Annotated in this window: 18 protein-coding genes; 11 read left to right on the top strand and 7 right to left on the bottom strand. The window is 42.5% G+C overall.

Annotation, left to right across the window (positions count from 1 at the left end):
• The coding region (locus L8106_RS15145) for an RNA-guided endonuclease TnpB family protein (RefSeq protein WP_009785216.1) at window positions 1–827 on the top strand (827 nt) is incomplete at its 5' end.
• A gap of 79 nt (window positions 828–906) precedes the next feature.
• On the opposite strand, the gene L8106_RS15140 is transcribed toward L8106_RS15145, so the two are convergent.
• Both L8106_RS15140 and L8106_RS15135 read right to left on the bottom strand, forming a co-directional pair.
• Window positions 907–1161, bottom strand: a complete 255-nt coding sequence (locus tag L8106_RS15140; RefSeq protein WP_232228494.1) for a hypothetical protein — start codon at window positions 1159–1161, stop codon at window positions 907–909.
• 99 nt (window positions 1162–1260) lie between these two features.
• Window positions 1261–1689 carry a hypothetical protein gene (locus L8106_RS15135; protein ID WP_009785214.1) on the bottom strand — a complete coding sequence of 143 codons (429 nt, stop codon included), beginning with the start codon at window positions 1687–1689 and terminating at the stop codon, window positions 1261–1263.
• Window positions 1690–2001: 312 nt separating this feature from the next.
• Between L8106_RS15135 and L8106_RS15130 the strand changes: the two genes are divergently transcribed.
• The gene (locus tag L8106_RS15130; protein ID WP_009785212.1) at window positions 2002–5604 is read left to right on the top strand and encodes a HEAT repeat domain-containing protein; all 3603 of its coding nucleotides are present in this window, start codon (window positions 2002–2004) and stop codon (window positions 5602–5604) included.
• Here L8106_RS15130 and L8106_RS15125 read toward each other — a convergent pair.
• Together L8106_RS15125 and L8106_RS15120 are read right to left on the bottom strand one after the other, a co-directional pair.
• Window positions 5588–5929 (bottom strand): DUF5615 family PIN-like protein, encoded by a 342-nt coding sequence (locus tag L8106_RS15125; protein WP_009785211.1) that lies wholly within the window; start codon window positions 5927–5929, stop codon window positions 5588–5590. The two genes, L8106_RS15130 and L8106_RS15125, sit on opposite strands and share 17 nt — an antisense overlap.
• On the bottom strand, window positions 5926–6159 hold the full coding sequence (locus tag L8106_RS15120; protein ID WP_009785210.1) for a DUF433 domain-containing protein: 234 nt from the start codon (window positions 6157–6159) through the stop codon (window positions 5926–5928). The genes L8106_RS15125 and L8106_RS15120 overlap by 4 nt, the downstream gene beginning before the upstream one ends.
• Window positions 6160–6239: 80 nt before the next feature.
• Between L8106_RS15120 and L8106_RS34715 the strand changes: the two genes are divergently transcribed.
• The gene (locus L8106_RS34715; protein WP_375339271.1) at window positions 6240–6632 is read left to right on the top strand and encodes a hypothetical protein; all 393 of its coding nucleotides are present in this window, start codon (window positions 6240–6242) and stop codon (window positions 6630–6632) included.
• Window positions 6633–6971: 339 nt separating this feature from the next.
• On the opposite strand, the gene L8106_RS15105 is transcribed toward L8106_RS34715, so the two are convergent.
• On the bottom strand, window positions 6972–7181 hold the full coding sequence (locus L8106_RS15105; RefSeq protein WP_009785207.1) for a hypothetical protein: 210 nt from the start codon (window positions 7179–7181) through the stop codon (window positions 6972–6974).
• A 178-nt stretch (window positions 7182–7359) separates the two neighbouring features.
• On the opposite strand from L8106_RS15105, the gene L8106_RS34710 reads away from it, so the two are divergent.
• From L8106_RS34710 to L8106_RS15095, 3 genes are all read left to right on the top strand, one after another.
• A complete protein-coding gene (locus tag L8106_RS34710; RefSeq protein ID WP_375339270.1) occupies window positions 7360–7512 on the top strand; it encodes a histidine kinase in 153 nt (50 codons plus the stop codon).
• Between the two features lie 77 nt (window positions 7513–7589).
• Window positions 7590–7826 (top strand): hypothetical protein, encoded by a 237-nt coding sequence (locus L8106_RS15100; protein WP_039896392.1) that lies wholly within the window; start codon window positions 7590–7592, stop codon window positions 7824–7826.
• Entirely contained in the window at window positions 7819–8010 is a 192-nt protein-coding gene (locus tag L8106_RS15095; protein WP_009785205.1) for a PilT protein-like protein, read from the top strand. The genes L8106_RS15100 and L8106_RS15095 overlap by 8 nt, the downstream gene beginning before the upstream one ends.
• 11 nt (window positions 8011–8021) lie before the next feature.
• Here the strand turns inward: L8106_RS15095 and eno are convergent, their stop codons facing one another.
• Complete coding sequence (gene eno / locus L8106_RS15090) at window positions 8022–9320, bottom strand: phosphopyruvate hydratase (protein ID WP_009785204.1); 1299 nt, start codon at window positions 9318–9320, stop codon at window positions 8022–8024.
• Window positions 9321–9675: 355 nt separating this feature from the next.
• Complete coding sequence (locus L8106_RS15080) at window positions 9676–12090, bottom strand: phosphoketolase (protein WP_009785202.1); 2415 nt, start codon at window positions 12088–12090, stop codon at window positions 9676–9678.
• 381 nt (window positions 12091–12471) lie between these two features.
• Between L8106_RS15080 and L8106_RS15070 the strand changes: the two genes are divergently transcribed.
• From L8106_RS15070 to L8106_RS32225, 5 genes are all read left to right on the top strand, one after another.
• Window positions 12472–12795, top strand: coding sequence for a histidine phosphatase family protein (locus tag L8106_RS15070; RefSeq protein WP_009785200.1), 324 nt, complete (start codon window positions 12472–12474; stop codon window positions 12793–12795).
• Entirely contained in the window at window positions 12746–12889 is a 144-nt protein-coding gene (locus L8106_RS33715) for a hypothetical protein (protein WP_009785199.1), read from the top strand. The genes L8106_RS15070 and L8106_RS33715 overlap by 50 nt, the downstream gene beginning before the upstream one ends.
• 151 nt (window positions 12890–13040) lie before the next feature.
• The gene (locus L8106_RS15065; RefSeq protein ID WP_009785198.1) at window positions 13041–13367 is read left to right on the top strand and encodes a hypothetical protein; all 327 of its coding nucleotides are present in this window, start codon (window positions 13041–13043) and stop codon (window positions 13365–13367) included.
• A complete protein-coding gene (locus L8106_RS15060) occupies window positions 13364–14575 on the top strand; it encodes an acetate kinase (RefSeq protein WP_009785197.1) in 1212 nt (403 codons plus the stop codon). The genes L8106_RS15065 and L8106_RS15060 overlap by 4 nt, the downstream gene beginning before the upstream one ends.
• A gap of 759 nt (window positions 14576–15334) precedes the next feature.
• On the top strand, window positions 15335–18730 hold the full coding sequence (locus tag L8106_RS32225) for an Ig-like domain-containing protein (protein WP_009785196.1): 3396 nt from the start codon (window positions 15335–15337) through the stop codon (window positions 18728–18730).
• Window positions 18731–18783 lie beyond the last annotated feature (53 nt).

The following is an 18783-nucleotide window of genomic DNA, read 5'->3' as shown; positions in this document are numbered from 1 at the left end:
ATATTAAGTTTATTCAACATCGTCCTTTACCTGATGGGTTGACAATTAAAAGAGCTTTAATTACCCAAAAAGCTGATGGCTTGTATGTAACACTAACACTTGAAGATAAATCAGTTCCTAGCCTAACTGTAGATATTCAACCAACAGAAGAAAACAGTTTAGGTATTGATAGTGGTTTAGAGTTTTTTGTTGCTTGCAGTGATTTAACTGCTGTTAAACTCCCTAAATTCTATCGCCAATCCGAAGATAAATTAGCTAAACTTCAATCAAAAAGAGATCGTAGAAAATTAGGGTCTAAAGCCAGAAGAAAGCTCAACCAAAAAGTAGCGAAACTTCATCAAAAGATCGCAAGGCAACGTAAACAATGGCACTATGAAATTGCTAATCAACTCTTAGATAAAGCTGATGTCTTATTTGTTGAAGACTTAAAGGTATCCAATATGTCTAGGCGAAATCAACCTAAGCAGGGAGAAAATGGAACATTTCTACCTAATGGACAATCAGCTAAATCTGGGTTAAACAAAAGTTTTGCTGATGCTGGTATCTCTGGATTTCTTAGCGAGATACTTCCTGGCAAAGCTGAAAAAGCTGGCAAGAAAGTAGTTAAAGTCAATCCAAAAGGTACATCTCAACATTGTGCAATTTGTCTTAATCGTGTTCCTAAAGAATTATCAGATCGTTGGCATTCTTGCGCTTGTGGTGCATCAATGTCAAGAGACATTAATTCGGCAATATTAATAAAAAAAGTGGGGTTGGGCGTTCGCCTCACTATAAAACGCAAATCTTCTGATAATAAGAAGAGGAGAAGCCAGCGTTCTGTTGCCTAAGCAACGAACGTCTGGAGTACGTCACGCGGACGTCCACACTGCGATCGCAAACCGAGTTTCTCGGGTGAATGTCTGAATTTTACAGGGTATCCACGCGATCCCAATTGGTGTTGATCGGTTCGGTGGAATTTGTACCCGTTCCGAGAGAATTAGCCATTAATACAAGAATCAATATAAACACCAAAAATCCAATCAACCGATCAATCGGATCGAGAAGTATTTCTTTTCGAGTTTTTTGACCGCAAAAGCTACAATACATCCAACCTCCCCGTTCTTCCCGGGCGCAGGGGAGAGATTGTAAATTTTTCATTTCTTTGTAAGGGCATACCATCATAATAACCTCTTTTGGGGTGTGGAATTAACTAATTTTTCGAGTGTTTTTATCGGACGAAAACCCGCCCGTAAACTTTTGGAGAGGTGGAGGGGAAATTAATTAATCAGTTGGAATCATCAACATCACGTTATTGGTGAGAATTTCCACTGCGATCGCACTTTCTCCCAAAGCTTTTCCCATCAAATAGGAATGCTGCAAAGTGGCGTTTAAATGTTGCTGCAAAACCTCCAACGTCATGTAAGATTTCACCAAAATAATCGGTTCAGGACACCAGCAATTATTTCGCTGATCAAACCAGTTTCCATCGGATAAAGAAGCGTTAAAACCCCCAAAGGGTTCAATCAGTTGGTGAATGTGGGGTTTGGCGTCTGAAAACTTGTTAGCGGGAACGTGAAAAACAAGCGAATAGCCCAAAGTATTAACGAGTATTTTTGATTGAGTAATGGCATTTTGTACCGTCGGATGCAGCGTTCCGTTACTGGGAGAGTTGAAGGTTAGGTTAGCGAGAATATCTTTAATCTGTTCCATGATTGGGGTTTAAATTCGATAACCCAAGCATCGCAGAGGTTTCAGGGATTTGTCAGGAGGATGTTTGGGTAAGATTGCAAAGTTACCCTTTCCTACCCTTTCCGATGAAAAGTCACAGCCCCCTAAATCCCCCAATTCTCGGGGACTTTGAATAATGGAAGTATTTCTGGGGGTAGCTGGGGGACTTTGAAAGATGGGGGTAGCTGAGGGACTTGGAACTCTAATTCCCCCCAAAATTGGGGGGCTAGGGGGGCGCAGAATTGGCTAAGAAAGGGATATCATGGGGATAAGGGTGAGTAAGAGTGACTGAAAATGACCCCATCCCGCAAACCTCGAAGTATTGCAGCAACTCCTGAAGGTATCCAGAAACTTAAGGATGCTCGGAAAGAGAAAGGCTTGACAAATCAAACAATTTCGGATGAGACATATAAAAAATATGGTAATGCGGGTATTAGTGAAGCTTCAGTTAACAACTTTATTACCAAAAAAAAACCAGTCCAACCCGAGAGCGTCATAAAAATAATTGAAGTATTAGGACTAAAACCTGAAGATATTGTCGCTCTAGAAGAATGGCAGATTGTAACGGGTGAAGTCAAGCGTCATAAAAATTCAAAAAATAAACCAATTAACTGGCACGAAATTTGTCAAAAACAAGCAACACAGCGCCAAAAAATTACAACCAATTCCCTAACGTTTAAAGATGGCATTAACCACAGCAGAGAACAGCTTTATGTTCCTTTGGGTTTGGTGGAACGCAAGAAACGGGAACGGCGAACCGATGAACTTTTCCCGGAAAAGGGTTCGCAAATGTACGCCCCAGAAACCTATGAAGTGACCCAAACTTACGCCCAAAAACGGTTTTTTGAGGAGGTGATTCAACAGGGGAAAAGCAACAGTCAAGGGAAACGGTTGGCGGTGATTGGAGAACCGGGGGCGGGAAAAAGTACGCTATTGCAAGAACTTGAACAGGAGATGTTAGATCAGACTGATTTAATTCCGGTTTGGGTGTCTTTGGCGAGTTTGGGTGAGAAAACTTTAGAAGACTATTTGCTCAACAATTGGCTAAAAGAGGTTCGGGAGTTAATACAAGTTACCCCGGAAGATATCGAAGCACTCCAACAGTTATTCAAGGAGAAAAAAGTCTGGTTGCTGTTGGATGGGGCGGATGAAATGTCGGGGCGATTGGCTCCGCCACTGCGCTCCGCGCAATCGCAAAACGTTCTTGGGGATATCGCCACTCAAATTAACGGCTGGCTGGCTTCGGCGAGGGTAATTCTCACCTGTCGGCTGAATGTTTGGGATGGAGAGAAAAACGCCTTAGACGCCTTTGATACCTATCGAACTCTCGAATTTAGTTATCCCGAACAAGTTCATTTATTTATTGAGAAATGGTTTGATTCCCCCCAGCCCCCCGAAGATCGGGAGAATTTGAATCCCCCCCAGCCCCCCTTTTTAAGGGGGGAGAATGGAGAGAAGGGGGAGAATGGGGAGAGTTTAGCGGTTGAATTGAAGCGACAACTGGAAGAACCGGATCAAAGCCGAATTCGAGATTTAATTAAAAATCCCCTGCGGTTGGCGTTATTGTGTCGAACTTGGCAACGACGTCGGGGAAATTTACCGGAAACTCAAGCCGAATTGTATGGGCGATTTGTGGAAGATTTCTACATCTGGAAAGGGGATGAATTTCCGACAACTTCCCCACAGCAAAAACAACTCAATCAAGGGTTGGGAAAGTTGGCATTGAGGGCGATAGAGGGGGAAAAATCTCGCTTTCGTCTGACTCATGGTTTTGTTTGTCAGGTGTTGGGAGAACCGGATACAGAATTACACCAGTTGGCGTTGGAGTTGGGATGGTTGAACCGGGTGGGCGTCGCCGCAGAAAACCCCAACGAACCCGTTTATGCGTTTTATCATGCCACGTTTCAGGAGTATTTTGCAGCGTTGGCGGTGGAGGATTGGGATTATTTTTTACCCAAAGATCATGTTAATAAACCTGTTGATCCCCCCTTAGTCCCCCCTTATCAAAGGGGAAAACAAGAACAACAAAAAGCCCCTCTTTATCAAGGGGAAAAACAAGAACAACAAAAAGCCCCTCTTTTTAAGGGGGGTTGGGGGGATTGTTATCGCATTTTTCAACCGCAGTGGAAGCAGGTGATTTTGTTGTGGTTGGGGCGTGAGGATGTTGGGGATGAGGAGAAAGAGGAGTTTATTCAGAAGTTGGTGAATTTTGATGAAGGCTGTGGAGATTTTTATATATATCAAGCCTATTTTCTGGCAGCAGCAGGAATTAATCAATTTAAGGCTTGTTCCCTGGCGTCTGAGATTGTTCGGCAGGTAGTAAAGTGGGGAATTGGTGAATTTGATATTGAAAACCAGGAATGGACAACTTTTCTCGATCCTATAGAAGAAGGGGCGAGAGAGACAATACCGGAAACCATTCGACAAATAGCTATTTCTGAACTGACTAACATTCTCGAAGATTACCCAGAGGAAAATATCCATTGTAAGGCTGCTGAAACTTTAGGAAAAATAGACCCAGGAAATCATCAAGCGATCGCTGCTTTAGTCCAACTTATCGCAACCACCCAGGATGAATTTACTCGTGTGTGGAAGGCTGAGAGTTTGGAGAAAATCGACCCAGGAAGTCCTACTGCCATCGCCACTTTGATCAAAGTTATCGAAACTAGCCAGGATGAAGATCTCCTTGGCTGGGTGGCTTTGATTTTAAGGTATATCGGTGTCGGAAATCCGATTGTGATTGCCGCTTTAGTGAAAATTATCGAAATCACCGAGGATGAATTTACTCATCAGAGGGCGGCGGAGAGTTTGGGAGAAATGGGACAGGGAAATCCGAATGCGATCGCCACTTTGGTCAAACTTATCGCAACCACCAAGGATGAATTTACTCGCATAAAGGTGGCTGAGAGTTTAGGGAAAATTGACCCAGGAAATCCTGAAGCGATCGCCACTTTAGTCAAACTTATCGAAACCACTCAGGATGAATTTACTCGTATAAAGGCGGCTTTTAGTTTGAGGAAAATCCCACAGGGAAATCCTGAAGCGATCGCCGCTTTGATCCAACTTATCGCAACCACCCAGCATCATTCTACCCGTCAGAAGGCGATTATGAGTTTGGGGGAAATCGGTGTCGGAAATCTGCAAGCGATCGCCGCTTTGGTCCAACTTATCGCAACCACCGAGTCTGAAGATGAATTTATCGAAGAGACCCGTTGGCTGGCGGCTGAGAGTTTGCAAAGAATATTAACCACGCCCGAACACTATGCAGGTGTCGTCTCCGCCTTAAAAGACTGCCTCAGCGATGAAGTTTGCCAAAACAACTTTAACCTATTCTATGAATCCTACAGAGTCATTTCGCGCTGTGCCGAAAATCTCCCCTATCCCGAATTTTATCAAGCCTGGCATCATCCTATTAAAATGCCTCATCCAGAAGTTGAAGATAATACCCCAGTGGGCAATGCAACGGTTAAAAGCCTAGAAATTCTACTTACCTATCTTCGTAGTCAACTGCAAAATCGGCCGATTTATTGCCTCGATGCCTACATCCTCGCCAACGAAACCGACAACAGCGAAATCGCCCAAACCCTCTGCGAATTAATATGGAAACAAGCCCTTCCCAACCAACAGTATCCCGAAGTTTCCAACGCCGCCCAACTCCGCCGCCACCTCAACGAACTTCAACTCAAACTCAATCAACCCCAAGCCCTTCTCCTGACCAACTGCCAACACCCCACCCCAGAATTAACCGCATTTTGCCAAAAACTCACCAATATTGTCGCGATCGCATTTCTCACCGACGAACCCCTAGAAGCCCCGTTAAAAGGCTTTCCCCCCAGTCAATCAAATCTGTTATCCGCTATTCAAAGCTGGTTAGAGGAGATTAAGGAGTATTCGTAATTTCCACAATCATTTCTCCTTGCTGCAATTGTTCTAACGCATTCGGTAAAGTTGCCATTAACAATTTTCGCAAATTACGGTTCGTGACATTGCCACAAGTTAGCCATAAAATTTGAGGAGGCGATCCTAAACGACAGACCAAATCAATAAAATCACTGTCTTTCGTGATAATCACCACATTTTCAGCCCGTGCTGCTCCAAAAATCTCCATATCTTGAGCATCCCGCAAGCCTAAATCTCGCAATGCACTCGCTTCTAAACCAAAGGTTTCTGTCAGCCAACTTGCCAACGTAGGCGGAAGTTGAGCATCGACCCAAATCTTCATGCAGTTAGTCTAGGAAAATCAGTACGTCTTGCTGCAAAGACTAAACAAGCTTGAATATCTGCTAGTTCTAAATCTGGAAAATCTTCTAAAATTTCAGAAGTGCTAACATTTTCCGCTAACATTTCTAAAATATCCGTGACTCGAATTCGCATCCCGCGAATACAGGGACGACCACCACATTGACCGGGATTTTGGGTAATTCGGCTCATTAATTCAGGAGTTAAAGCCATATTTTTAAGGCTGAATGTGTGATGACACATCATAAATTATAGCTGCTCGCGCTCCTCAATTATTTCAGGAATAAGCTCTCATCTGGGAATCCCTGCAAAATCGGCCGATTTATTGCCTCGATGCCAAAACCCTGAAAACCGAAACCCGCGAACGGGAAATCGCCCTCAAACTGTGCAAACTGATCTGGAAACAAATCAAACTCAAAGAGATTTATCCAGAAGTTTCTACCCCTGGCGAACTCTGTCGCTATCTCGATCAACTGCAACTCAACGAGCAGTTTTCCCACCGCGCCCTTCTCCTGACCGACTGCGAACATCCCACCCCAGAATTAACCGCATTTTGCCAACAACTCACTGACACCGTAGCGATCGCATTTCTCACCGACGAACCCCTAGAAGCCCCGTTAAAAGGTTTTCCCCCCAATCAACCTAATCTGTTATCCGCCATTGAAACCTGGTTAGAGGAGATTTGAGGATTCAAGAAACCCGGTTTCTGCGACAGTTTCAGCGACAAATCAGAGATGAAGCCCAGTTTCTGACCGATTAATACACTTCGTCATGGCTGCCCATATCAACAAATACAGCTTTTTCATCCTCGGTAAAATAGAATAACACCCTCTCATCATAACCCACACTAAAACTCCATAAATCCTTCAAATTACCCGATAGTTTGTGCGTTTTTCAACTGGGACTAAATGGATCGGCAATAAACAATTCCAACTTTTGCCAAAACCTTGTTTCCAAATCCTGATTGCCTTTGATTTTCTTTTTAAAAGCCCGTTTAAAAGCAGAGCTAAAACTAACTTCCATGATTATTCTTCAATCAGCCCTTTTAATTCATCAATTTGGCTAGAGAACTTAAGATTCCCTTGTTTTTCTTCCTGCTGGGCTACCTGGAAATTCTTATAAATATTGTCACGATATTCTTCACGAAGATATTGCTGTAACAACATTAAAACTTCTTGTTTTTCATCGATAGAAAGACTTTTTACTGCTTCAACTACATCATTAAATCTCATCATTGATTAAGCCTCACTGTACTGACTTACTTGGAATGATCTTCTATTTTGCCATAAACCAACCGCCACTCCCGCCGAACTGCGATCGCCACCTCAAAAGCCTAAAACGCCGTAACCTCCTCCCCCAACGCGCCATTCTCTTGATCAACTGCCAACACCCCACCCCAGAATTAACCGCATTTTGCCAAAAACTGGGGTAATAGCGTTCGCGAAGCGTCTCCGTAGGAGAATCGCATTCCTCACCGACTCACCCCTAGAAGCCCCGTTAAAAGGCTTTTCGCCCAGTCAACCCAACCTGTTATCCGCGATTGAAACTTGGTTAGAGGAGGTTTAAGCAGCCAAGAAACCTGGTTTCTGAACCCTCACCCCAAATTCGCTAAAATATCAGCAAACCCTAGCCCCCACTTAAAAATGGCTCAAACCCTTGATATCACGGGACTCACCCCAGAACAAATCGAGCAAATTCAGAAGATGATAGAAACCTTTAAAACTATTAATCAACAGCAGAAACAAGACGATCGCCCACTAATAACTGACGCCACCAACCCCCTCACCCACGCTCAAAAAATAGTCAAAAAATATGCTAAAAATCGCAACCTAACAGAGGAACTCATTCAAGAACGCCGTCACGAGTCTATCCATGAGTAATGTGATTATGGATGCCTCTGCAATATTAGCATTTCTCAATCAAGAAAGCGGTAGTGAAAAAATAACAGACTTGATTGAAAATGCAAGCATTAGCACCATTAATTTATCGGAAGTGATTGCTGAGGAATTCTCCTCAAAAATAGAGGATGAGCATTGCCCATCCTACAACTTTAAGCCTGACTAAACTCTTAAAAATTAAGCGGTTACGGGGCGAGAAAAAGCTGTTTTTCCAGCATATTTGGCTTTGCTTCCCAACTCTTCTTCGATGCGAAGTAGCTGGTTATATTTTGCTAAACGTTCACCGCGACAAGGAGCGCCTGTTTTGATTTGTCCTGAAGCCGTAGCGACGGATAAATCAGCGATAAAATCATCCGGTGTTTCCCCAGAACGATGACTGACCATAAAGGTATAACCCGCAGCGCGAGAGTCACTAATTGCGGCTAAAGTTTCGGTAATAGAACCAATTTGATTGACTTTAACCAGGGTACTATTTCCGACACCATCGGCGATCGCTTTTTTGATAATTGCCGGGTTGGTCACAAAGGCATCATCACCGACAAGCTGCACCCGACTCCCCAATTTTTGGGTCATTTGTTGCCAACCTTCCCAGTCTTGTTCACCTAAACCATCTTCAATGGAAATAATCGGAAATTGATTCATCCAACTTTCCCAGATTTCGATCATTTCGGTGGAACTTTTCTTGCTATTATCCGATTTGTAGAATAAATAACTGCCGTCTTCTCGGTATAATTCACTGGTAGCCGGATCAAGTGCGATCGCCACATCATCGCCGGGTTTGAGTCCTGCTTTTTCTATTCCGGCTAAAATGACTTCAATCGCTTCAATATTGGCTTTTAAATTCGGCGCAAAACCGCCTTCATCCCCAACGTTGCTGTTGTAGCCTTTTTGCTTAAGAATAGACTTGAGCGCGTGATAAACTTCCGCCCCCATCCGTAAAGATTCGCGGAATGTTGGCGCACCCACAGGCACGATCATATATTCTTGAAAGTCTACGCTGTTATCAGCATGAGCGCCCCCGTTAATAATATTGAAGCAAGGAGCGGGTAATAGGTGAGCATCGTCACCGCCCAAATATTGATAGAGAGGGAGTCCTTTAGCGTTTGCTGCCGCCCGTGCAACAGCCATGGATACCCCTAAAATCGCATTGGCGCCCAGTGTAGATTTATTCTCAGTGCCATCGAGTTCCAGCATTTTATGGTCAATTGCGGCTTGATCGGCGCCATCCATGCCTTTGAGAGCCTTAGCGATAGTAGTATTGACATTCTCAACCGCTTTGAGAACCCCTTTACCGCCATAACGTTGTTTGTCACCATCACGCAATTCAATCGCTTCTCGAATCCCTGTCGAAGCCCCAGAAGGTACACCTGCTCGACCTTTGCTGCCATCGGCTAAGGTAACATCAACTTCTACAGTCGGGTTTCCGCGAGAGTCTAGAATCTCTCTAGCGTGAATGGTTTGAAGGGTGGTATCCATAATTTTAATTTTTTCCTCTATGTCAACTAAGAACGTTGAATTTTCCAGTTCAGAAGCTTTATTTTAGGGCTGAAACTCTCAATACTCCGGTTCATCAAGGCAATTTTAAGGTTTCCAACCCCAATAATGAGGCTGGAAACAACAGAAGTCAGGAGTTGGGAGGTGGGGAGGTGGGGAGGTGGGGAGGTGGGGAGGTGGGGAGGTGGGGAGAAGTCAGAAGTTGGGAGTCAGAAGTCAGAAGTCAGAAGTCAGAAGTCAGAAGTCAGAAGTCAGAAGTCAGAAGTCAGAAGTTTAGAATTCCCTTTTGCCTCTTGCCTATTCCCTGTTCCCTGTTCCCTGTTTCCTGTTTCCTAAATTAATAGGGCCATTTCCAGTTATCGACATCTTCCTTGTCTTTGCCGTTTTCAAAGGCATAGTTGAGGTTTTCGATAATGGCGTTTTTCATCCGTTCTTTGACGTGGGCCGCAGCAGAACCCAGTTTGGGAACCCGATCAATCACATCAATCACTAGGTTAAAGCGGTCAATTTGGTTTTTAATCGCCAGTTCCAGGGGAGTATTGATGTTACCTTTTTCTTTGTAACCCCGAACATGAATCCGTTCTTGCTTCGTGCGACGATAAGCCAATTTATGGATTAACCAGGGATAGCCGTGGAAGTTAAAGATTACGGGTTTGTCGGCAGTAAACAGAGTGTCAAAATCCCGATTTGATAAACCGTGAGGGTGTTCTGACTCCGACTGAAGTTTGAACAGATCTACAACGTTAATAAAGCGAACCCGCAGTTCTGGAAACTCCTCGCGCATGATGGCGGTTGCGGCTAACGCTTCGCGGGTGGTGATATCTCCACAACTAGCCATGACGACATCGGGAATATCGGGTTCTACGCCTCGATCATCGTTACTGGCCCAATCCCAAATCCCAATTCCTTTCGTGCAGTGTTTGACAGCATCCTCCATCGTCAAGTATTGCAGGTGCTTTTGTTTGTCTGCCACAATCACGTTGACATAATCTTTACTGCGGAGACAGTGATTTGCAACTGAGAGTAAACAGTTAACATCGGGTGGGAAGTAAATCCGAGTCACACTGGCACTCTTATTGGTAACGAGATCAACAAAACCCGGATCTTGGTGAGAGAAGCCGTTATGGTCTTGACGCCAAACCGTCGAAGATAACAAAATATTCCAAGAAGAAATCGGCGCTCGCCAAGGTACTTCTTTGGAAATATCCAACCATTTGGCGTGTTGGTTGAACATGGAGTCGATCACATGAGCAAAGGCTTCGTAGGTGTGGAAGAAGCCATGACGTCCGGTAAGGATATAGCCTTCTAACCAACCGATGAGGGTATGTTCACTCAACATCTCCATAACACGACCATCGGGAGACAGTTCGCTCCCATCGAGATCTTCTTCTTTGAAGTCTGCTAACCAGGTTTTTTTACTGACTTCGTAGATGGCTTGTAGACGGTTGGAAGCCGTTTCATCGGGGCCAAAGACTCGGAAATTGGTCATGTTGTTCCGCATGACATCCCGGAGGAATTCACCTAAAATTTGGGTGTTTCCCGCTTCTGACCGTCCGGGATCGCGCACTTCTACGCCATATTTCCGGAAATCTGGCATTTTGAGGTCTTTCCGCAACATCCCGCCATTGGCATGAAGGTTAGCACTAATTCGGCGGTGTCCAGTGGGAGGAAGTTCTCGGAGTTCGGGAATCAGTTTACCGTTGTCATCAAAGAGTTGATCGGGTTTGTAGCTGAGTAACCAATCTTCTAAAATCCGCAGATGATCGGGGTTTTTGCCGACATCGGACATGGGAACTTGGTGCGCCCGCCAGAAGCCTTCGACTTTATGACCATCAATTTTTTTGGGAGCTGTCCAACCTTTGGGAGTGCGGAGAATAATCATCGGCCAACGCGGGCGTTTGGCTTCTCCGGTGCGACGGGCTTCTTCTTGGATAGAACGAATTTGGTTAACGCAATGTTCCATTGTGGCGGCCATTTTTTGATGGGTGATACTGGCATCATCTCCATCAACGTGTTCAACCACGTAGGGCGTGTAACCATAACCGACAAACAGGCTTTCGAGTTCTTCTGGGGAAATCCGAGCCAAAATAGTCGGGTTGGCGATTTTGTATCCGTTTAGGTTGAGAATGGGGAGAACTGCACCATCACGGACAGGGTTGAGGAATTTGTTGGAGTGCCAAGCGGTTGCCAGTGGCCCGGTTTCAGCTTCTCCATCTCCGACAACTGCCGTAACAATCAAGTCAGGGTTATCAAAAGCAGCCCCGTAAGCATGGGAAAGGCTATAGCCTAGCTCTCCGCCTTCGTGAATGGAACCGGGTGTTTCTGGGGTGCAGTGGCTGCCAATGTGGCCGGGGAAGGAAAACTGCTTGAAGAATTTTCGCAGTCCTTCATAGTCTTCACTTTTGTCGGGATAGACCTCAGAATAGGTTCCTTCTAAGTAGGTTGGAGCTAATATTCCGGGCGCACCATGACCGGGGCCTGCCATTAAAATCACATCGAGATCGTATTTTTTGATCAGGCGGTTGAGATGGATATAGATGAAGCTCAGAGCGGTACTGGCGCCCCAGTGACCTAATAAACGCGGTTTGGTATGTTCGGGTCTCAGAGGTTCCTTTAGCAGAGGATTATCCATCAAATAGATCATCCCCAATGCGAGGTAATGACAAGCATTCCAGTAAGCCTGGGTCTTGCGTAACTCATCATCGTTGAGTGGATTGGTGATTTCTGTAGGAATGTTTGGTGCTGTTACCATAATGTCCTTATTCCTTGAGTTGTTGATTTTTTAGATGGATTTTACTGATCGAGGAAACTTGGGCGTCGTAGAATATCATTGTTTCAAATTGCTATTTGTAGATCATCAGTTGAAAGTTAGATATCCCACAGCACCAGCATTAAGGTTGTTGATTGATTCAACTGGTATTTGGACTGTGATCGCCTTATATGGGTCAATTAAAGTTCAATTTGTAACAAATCGCAAGGTTTTCTGATTTTCTTTATGTTTTAGCAAGAGATTATCAATGTTTAACCTCGATTTAATACTTTTTTAAAAATTAATTCTCTAAATCTTGCTATCTTTAAGCGTGTAGTCTAGTCTATCGCAGTTGTCTAGATCAATTTCAGCATCCATTTAAAGATGGAATTGCGAGACGGACTCAAAGAATTATACTATGGTAAATGGGAAGGTGAATGTCCAGAAACAGTTAACGAAAAATATCACGATGACTATGTTCGCTGGTTAACTGATCCGGGTTGGAATGCACCCACGGGCGGCGAAAAGGGAATTGATGTGTCTCGACGATCTTCTATCGTCATTCAGGAAATTGAAGCCCAGCACTCCACCGGGAATGTTTTGGTTGTTGCTCACAAAGCCACCATTCGCATTATGTTGTGTCGCGCACTGGGAATTGATGTTGGCCGTTTTCGCGATCGCCGAAGCCCTACCTGTCGGGGGAGTTAGCATCATTGAAATGGCAACACACGGGCCATTAATGCACTGTTTAGCGGATCGTTCTCACTTAGATCCTCATCTGCGTTCTGTCGTAGGCGGTTAAAATCAGTTGACAGTAATCAGTGATCACTCACCAGTTAATCGGGAACAAGAAATAGTTTTTTTCCAACCTCACGACTTCTAACTTAGCTTCCCCTACTCGATTAGGTCTGTTATAGTATTAGGCGCGAACCTTTTATTGAACGTCCGAATCAATGGCAGATAGTAAACCCCAACTTAATATTGATAGCTATTCTCCTTCTCTATTAGTTGCTAAGTTACATACCTATTTTAGAGATTTCTTAGATTATTATGAAATCGAGAAAGGCAGAGTTTTGAGTTCGATGGAAATGGTCGAAGATGAACGAAAACTCGAAAAACTGAGAGAAAAATTGCAGCAATTGAGTGAACAAGCCGCTTATATGGGAACTTTAAGTGATTCTTTATCAGCAGCCAATCGATTGTTACACGCAAAAGGAGTCGTTGTTGATCTAGAGTTGGACGATGAAATTTATAAGATCTATCATTCAACAGAACCATGAAAATCCTCGTACTCAATGCAGGTTCTAGTTCTCAAAAAAGTAGTTTATATAATATTGAGGGAAATCTACTTCCTCAGCAACACCCTGAACCGATCTGGGAAGCTAATATTGATTGGACAGCATCGAATGATTTCGGCACATTGAAAGTCAAAGCGAATAATACTAAACAGGAAATCACGTTAGACCCCAATAAACGAGTTGAAGGGATTTCTCAAATGTTGGAAACTTTGACTCAAGGGGAAACTCAAGTTATTGAGCAATTGTCGGAAATTGATGTTGTAGGTCATCGGGTTGTACATGGAGGTTCAGACTATTGTGAAGCCACCCGAATTACTTCAGAAGTTAAAGCCGAAATTGAGCGTTTAATTACCCTTGCGCCCAATCATAATCCGGCTCATTTAGAAGGAATAGAAGCGATTGAACAGGTGTTAGCAGATGTTCCCCAAGTGGCAGTGTTTGACACAGCTTTTCATCGTAAAATGCCCCAATCTTCTGCCGTTTATCCCATTCCCTATGAATGGTTTGAACAAGGAATTCGTCGCTATGGATTTCATGGAACCAGTCATAAATATTGCGCTCAACGGGCTGCACAGTTGTTAGATAAACCCTTAGAGTCACTACAGCTTATTACTTGTCATTTAGGCAATGGTTGTTCTTTAGCAGCGATTCGAGATGGAATCAGTGTAGATACCACAATGGGATTTACTCCGTTAGAAGGATTAATGATGGGAACTCGTAGCGGTTCAATTGATCCAGCAATTTTAATTTATTTGATGCGAAATCAGGGGTTTAATGCCGAGCAATTAGATCAATTATTAAATAAAAAATCAGGTATAAAAGGAATTACTGGAAAGTCGGGCGATATGCGTTATGTACTAGAACAGATAAAAAAAGGAGATGAACAAGCAAATCTGGCTTTTGAGATGTTTATTCATTATCTAAAAAGATCTATTGGTTCAATGTTAGGAAATCTGACCCATTTAGATGCACTCGTGTTTTCAGCCGGAATTGGAGAACATTCTGCCCCCGTGCGAGAAGCAGCCTGTGCAGGATTTGAATTTTTGGGCTTTAAAATTGATGTCGAAAAAGATGCAAAATCTCCCATTGATACCGATATTGCGACAGAAGATTCTCAAGTCAGAGTATTTGTAATTCACACCGAAGAAGATTGGGCAATAGCTTCTGAGTGTTGGCAAATGATGCAATAAAAATCTAATAAAAACAAATCTTTAACGCTAAATTTTCATACATTACCGAAGAAAAGTATTTGTGTGTTTTTACCGAGCCATGCTAACCATAATAGCTTAGTATTTTTTTTAGTTATTCAGTTCTAACAATATTATTTTGATCGCAATTTTATTAATATATAACAAACTACATTTGTAATTGCTAATAGGAGCTTAGTACATCTATATTGACCGTCAAAATAAAGGTTGTAGAAATCTTTAATTCTTGCATCTGGATGCACTGGAAGTCTTGAGAACCTATATAGAGTTTAAACTCCAGTTCGACCGCAAGTCAACCTCTATTCAAAAAAAATCTCGAATTTCCGAAAAAAAGTCGAGCAAGTTCAGAAAACGATATAGAACGCAGTTGACAAGGTTCACACACCGATAGCTAATTTCATGGAGGGATGACTTCAATGCAGTTGGGACAAATCTTGATTCGGAAACAGTTAATTTCGTTGAAAACTGAGTCTCCATAAGTCAACTTGACAGAACACCCGTTGTTTTAATTAATATTTATTAAGACTGTAAATTTTCTGTAACTTTTGTTGACTTCTTGATAACAGATTAGTATCCTATAGGGGCATTAAACAGATGACATTTTATAAGTTTTCCGCTCAAAATTAATTGGCAATTTACTCAAAAATCTTGAACTCATTATTCTAATAGCTACTCCGAATAGCCAAGGAGAAAGCTATTCAAAGTTTATCGTTATTTCAACTACTGGGGAGTTATGACTAAATGATAGAGATTAACGGGACACCAGGTAATGATAATCTACTGGGAACGGGTGAAGCTGATGTCATTTTTGCACTAACGGGGGATGACATTATCTCGGGTTTGGGTGGAGGTGATTCTCTATTTGGGTTTCGGGGTAATGACACTATAAATGGTAATGAAGGTAATGATACTTTATTTGGTAATCAAAATCTCGATCTTTTAATCGGAGATAGTGGAGATGATTGGTTGTTTGGGGGAAAAGAAGCTGACATAATCGAGGATGGTGAAGGAGAAGATCAACTCTTTGGTAATCTGGGAGATGATTTACTTCGAGGGGGTGCAGGTAACGATCAAAGATATGGTGGAAAAGCCAACGATACAGTAATTGGCGGTACAGGAAATGATCAAGTATTTGGCGATCGCGGTAATGATATTTTGTGGGGAATTGATGTCGATGCTATCAACCCAGGAATAGATGAAATAGATACTTTAACTGGCGGTTCAGAACCGGATATATTTGTTCTCGGCGATCAATCTCGGTTGTATTATATCGGTTCGGGAAATAATGATTTTGCCCTAATTACGGACTTTAATGTTTTAGAAGATCAAATTTCTGTTGGTAATAATCAAGTTATTTATACTGAAACTGTCCTAAATGAATTGGGGTTGGGAGTTGCAATTTCCAGTCAAAGTGGCGATTTAATTGCTTTTGTTCAAAATGCAACTGTTAATCAATTTATCACGGGTTCAAATGTAGTAGAACCTCCTCTAACTGAAGAAGCAATTCCTCGTCAAACGGAAGAACCACAGTTTCCTGAAGCTGTTCTCTCACCCGACCCTATAGTTACCCCAACTCCGACACCTGTTGTAATTACTCCAACACCAACACCTGTTGTAATTACTCCAACACCAACGCCAGACCCAATTACCCCAACTCCAACACCTGTTGTAATTACCCCAACTCCCACACCCGACCCAGTTACCCCAACTCCAACACCTGTTGTAATTACTCCAACACCAACACCTGTTGTAATTACTCCAACTCCAACACCTGTTGTAATTACCCCAACTCCCACACCCGACCCAGTTACCCCAACTCCCACACCTGTTGTAATTACCCCAACTCCAACACCTGTTGTAATTACTCCAACTCCAACACCCGACCCAGTTACCCCAACTCCAACACCTGTTGTAATTACTCCAACTCCAACACCCGACCCAGTTACCCCAACTCCCACACCCGATCCCGTTACCCCAACACCAACGCCAGACCCAATTACTCCAACACCAACACCTGTTGTAATTACTCCAACACCTGTTGTAATTACCCCAACTCCAACACCTGTTGTAATTACCCCAACTCCAACACCTGTTGTAATTACCCCAACTCCAACACCTGTTGTAATTACCCCAACTCCAACACCTGTTGTAATTACCCCAACTCCAACACCTGTTGTAATTACCCCAACTCCGACACCTGTTGTAATTACCCCAACTCCCACACCTGTTGTAATTACCCCAACTCCAACACCTGTTGTAATTACCCCAACTCCGACACCAGACCCAGAACCACCAATAAATACACCACCAATTGCTGATAATGACGACTACCCCAGACCTTTTTTTGATTCTTCAATTTTCGTTGATGCGGTTTCCGGTGTTCTCAATAATGATACGGATTCCGATGGAGATATTTTAACAGCAAGATTAGTTAATCAATCTATCAATACGGGTTTTGTGAACCTTAATCCCGATGGTTCCTTTAGTTATGAAAAACCCTATCCCGAGTTCTGGGGAGAACACACTTTCACCTACGTTGTTAACGATGGGAAAGATGACTCCGATGTTGCTACTGTTACGATTAATGTAGAACCACAAGAACAGACCAGACACCGAAATGGTTACTCTCATAGAGGTGAGGATCAGACACAAGTATATAGAACATTCTTTCTCACTAATGTCGGAAATAACGATCAAATTATTAACGATCAAGATGATAGTGATACAATAGGTTTCTTCTCAGAAGCAATTCAAAACTTTATCGCTTACGAGACGATGGAAGATGGTGGTCTTAGCACAGTTATAACGCTTGGGAGTCGTAGTTTTGATTATTCTGATGATCGGGGTCAAATTAATTTTGATGGAGAGACACAAATCCGAAATTTTGATCGTGATGGTAACATCATAGACGAATATGCTACTCTTAGTTTTGATGAGGAGGGATCGCCTATTTTTACCGGACTGAATATAGACATCGAAGATATTACTCCAGTAGATTTAGATTTGAGAGTTAGATTAGTTGAAAAAAATGATATAATTACCGAACTTGAGCTAACTGATGCTCAAGCAAATCCTATTGTTAAACTTGAGGACTCTTTTAAGGAAGAAATTATCGTTTATGAATTTCTTGAAAGCGGAACTGATAATATTGTAGAAGAACTCGTTTTGTCCACAGACTTCCCCAATGGAGAACCTCTACCAAATCGACCTATTAATTTTAACCAAGCAACTAACTCTCTAGAATATATTATTAAGCAAAACTTACTATTCCATACTGAGGAAAAGTCTAGTTTTACTCTTCGATTTTTATTTGATGACGAGAATATTATAAGTAAAGACGATGTAGAAAACAAGAGAGAAGAGTTATATCGTGATGCAAATAATTCGTTAGAATTTATTATGTTAGAAGAAGCAGAACTTCCGCCACATGAAGAAAAAGCGTATTCTCAAAGAGATGATGAAACAACTGTATTGACCACATTCTTGCTCACTAATAATGGATATAACTATCAAACTATTGACGATCAAGATGATAGTAATACCAGAAGTTTATTCCCAGAAGCAATTCAAGACTTTGTTACTTATAATAATGACAGTGGTATTCAGCTTGCTGCTGATGAGTACGATTCTACTCCAAGAATTAATTTTAATAGTGAGACAGAACTGGAGGAAGTTGGTACTACTCTGAGTTTTAACGACGAAGGAGAGCCTATCTTTACAGGAGTAGAGGTAGAAACAGAAATTACCCCAGTTGTAGATTTGAGGGTCAGCAAATTAATTGAACGAGATGATATCATCACTGAATTAGAACTACCCGATGACACTGAAATTGATGACTCAGTTATCGTTTATGAATTTCTAGAAACTGGAACTGAAACTGTCCTAGAAGAACAAAAACTGTTTTTGTTTACCAATGAGTTTCCGGACTTAGAAGAATTCGATAATATATTTACTGATAACGCCTTAGAGCAATCTGATAAGATTAATCTAGCAACCAACTCTTTAGAAAGTATTATCGAGGAGGATTTACTTAGCTTTGCTTTGAAGGAGAACGATGCAATCCAAGTAATTTTAGGAGAATTGACCCTCGATGAAGTACGTTCTAACGGTGAAAGCTTTGTTAATTCTGAAGATTAAATTAGATTGATCTTCAAGTGAGATTTTTTTATAGTCAATGTTCATTCTTTCTA

It is taken from the genome of Lyngbya sp. PCC 8106 (assembly GCF_000169095.1).
Classification (GTDB): Bacteria; Cyanobacteriota; Cyanobacteriia; order Cyanobacteriales; family Microcoleaceae; genus Capilliphycus.
This window is presented reverse-complemented; position numbering and strand designations above follow the sequence as displayed.